This is a genomic window from Mesorhizobium sp. M0437, assembly GCF_040321335.1.
Taxonomy (GTDB): domain Bacteria; phylum Pseudomonadota; class Alphaproteobacteria; order Rhizobiales; family Rhizobiaceae; genus Mesorhizobium.
Window position 1 is genome coordinate 1 of the sequence record NZ_JAMYRK010000163.1, and the last position, 2,612, is coordinate 2,612.

The following is a 2,612-nucleotide window of genomic DNA, read 5'->3' on the forward strand; positions in this document are numbered from 1 at the left end:
CCCTATATGGGCGCGAACTCGACGTCCTGGCAGCCGTGGTCCTTGGCGGTGCACGGCTTGGCGGCGGCAAAGGCAGCGTGCTCGGCTGCATTCTTGGCGTTCTGTTGGTCTCGATCACCCAGAACGGACTTAATTTGATGGGCGTGTCGCCTTTCGCGTTCAAGATGATCGTCGGCACCATCATCCTAGCCGCCATTACCCTGTCGAACACCAGCATCGAACGCCTGCTGCCGTTCCTGAAAAGCCGGCGGGTGCCTTCATGACGGCTGTGATTGAACGCGTCCGCAACTTGCTTGGCCCCGAACTGGCAGGTCCGCTTGCTGCGTTCGTGGTAGTCATGATCGTGTTCGGCATTGCCGCACCGAACTTCCTTTCCCGGGCCACTTTTGGCTCCGTCGCCTACCAGCTGCCGGAGCTCGGCCTGCTCACACTCGCCATGCTGCTCCCGATCCTGACCGGCGGCCTGAACCTGGCCATCACCTTCACCGCCAACATCGCCGGGCTGACGCTCGCTTGGATCCTTCAAAGCCAGGGCGGCGTCGACGCGGGCATCGGTGCCTTTGTCCTTGGCGCGATCCTTGCCCTTGCGGTCGGAGCACTTAGTGGACTGATCATGGGGCTCGTCATCGCCAACACCAAGGCTCCCCCGATCCTGGTCTCGCTGTCGATGATGATTTTCCTGCGCGGTCTCGGTGAGTTCCTGACGCATGGCGGCGACGTGTCCGGCTTTCCCAGCTTCCTGGCGCCGATCGGCTACGGTTCGACTCTTGGTATCCCGGTTCCGTTGCTCATTTTCATCACCTGTGTGCTGATCTGGCAGCTCCTGCTGACACGCATGAAGCTAGGCTTCAACACCTATATGATCGGCTCCAACATCGAGGCCACGCGCTACTCCGGCATTAATACACGCAAGGTGCAGGTTCTGGTCTACACACTGTCCGGTGCGATGTGCGCGGTCGCCGGTATCATCATGCTGGCGCGCTTCAATTCGGTGCGTGTCGGCCACGGCGAGTCCTACCTGCTGATCACTGTGCTTGCCTGCTTTCTTGGCGGGGTCAATCCGTTCGGCGGCTTCGGTCGCGTGATCCCTGTCTTCGTCGCGCTCGTGGTGCTCCAGCTTCTGTCCTCGGGACTCAATCTGATGGGCGCCAACCAGCATCTGGCGACGGCGGTCTGGGGCATTTTGATGATCACCGTGATGATCCTGCGCTGGCTTGCTGGGCGCCTAAAGTTCCTAAACACAAACAAAGGGTGAGTTAGATGCATGGTTTTGGGGTCCACACCTCGATGTGGACGATGAACTGGGACCGGGCGGGCGCAGAGAAGGCGATCGCCGCTTCCGTCAAATACGGCATGGACTTTATCGAGATCGCGCTTCTGAACGCGCCGGCGGTCGATGCCGCGCATACGCGCGCCTTGCTCGAAAAGCACAATCTTCCAGCTGTTTGCTCGCTTGGCTTGCCGGAGCGGGCCTGGGCCTCGGTGCGGCCGGATGCCGCCATCGAACATCTCAAAGTGGCCATCAACAAGACTGCAGAGATGGGCGCTCTGGCGCTTTCCGGTGTGATTTTCGGTGGTATCGGTGAACGCACCGGCGTGCCACCCACCGACAAGGAATACGACAACATCGCGCATGTGCTGACCGTCGCCGCCAAGCACGCCAAGACGCGCGGCATAGAGCTCGGAATCGAGGCGGTGAACCGCTACGAGAACCACCTGATAAATACCGGGGCGCAGGCCGTCTGGATGCTCGAGAAAGTCGGCGCCGACAACATCTTTGTCCATCTCGACACCTATCACATGAACATCGAGGAGAAGGGGGCCGCCAATGGTATTCTGGCCGCTCGTGAGCACCTGAAATACATTCACTTGTCAGAGAGCGATCGCGGCACCCCGGGCACCGGCAACTGCCCCTGGGACGAGATCTACGCAACGCTCGCGGCGATCGGCTTCAAGGGCGGACTTGCCATGGAAAGCTTCATCAACATGCCGCCGGAAGTCTCCTATGGCCTCTCCGTCTGGCGGCCGGTCGCGAAGGACGAGGCCGAAGTGATGGGCAATGGCTTGCCTTTCCTGCGCAACAAGGCTCGCCAATACGGTCTGATCTGACCCAATGCATGACGGGCAGGAGGCGGACGGCGCGAATATCGCCGTCTTCGACGTTGGCAAAACCAGCTCTCGGCGATGACGTTCGACGGCGTGCTCGCCGAGAGTCTTTCTGTCCGCAACGAGGTTCGGCCCGGTCCAACCTTGGCGGGAACCACGACCTCAAGGGCATTAGCGACTGGCTGTTCGGCTCGCTTGCCACTTTGTGCCGACAAGGAAATTCTCGATATTGGCTGCAACATGGGTGTCGTCGCCTATGAGATATCCAAGCTAAGACCCAGTTCGATCCATGGGATCGACATTGCCAAACCTCATATCGAAACGGCAAAAATGTTATTGAGGGGCTCCCCGGTACATGCCCGGTTCGATCGCCTAAATCTTGGCAGCCGGCGCCTCGGCAATATCCTTCTGCCGAAATACGATATCGTCCTGCTGCTGGCCGTCTATCAGCACATGCAGCGCAACATCGGCCCAGGCAAGGCGCGAAGGGTGCTTTCCAATATTGT

The 2,612-nt window shown here is 59.8% G+C and carries 3 protein-coding genes and 1 pseudogene; all 4 read left to right on the plus strand.

The window, feature by feature from the left end:
- Positions 1-263, plus strand: a pseudogene (locus NKI72_RS34510) (ABC transporter permease); the annotation flags it as partial.
- The gene (locus tag NKI72_RS34515; protein ID WP_352852182.1) at positions 260-1,255 is read left to right on the plus strand and encodes an ABC transporter permease; all 996 of its coding nucleotides are present in this window, start codon (positions 260-262) and stop codon (positions 1,253-1,255) included. The pseudogene NKI72_RS34510 and the gene NKI72_RS34515, both read left to right, overlap by 4 nt.
- Positions 1,256-1,260: 5 nt before the next feature.
- On the plus strand, positions 1,261-2,109 hold the full coding sequence (locus tag NKI72_RS34520; RefSeq protein ID WP_352692785.1) for a sugar phosphate isomerase/epimerase family protein: 849 nt from the start codon (positions 1,261-1,263) through the stop codon (positions 2,107-2,109).
- Between the two features lie 75 nt (positions 2,110-2,184).
- Positions 2,185-2,612: class I SAM-dependent methyltransferase (locus NKI72_RS34525; protein WP_352852184.1), on the plus strand; the 428-nt coding region annotated here is incomplete at its 3' end.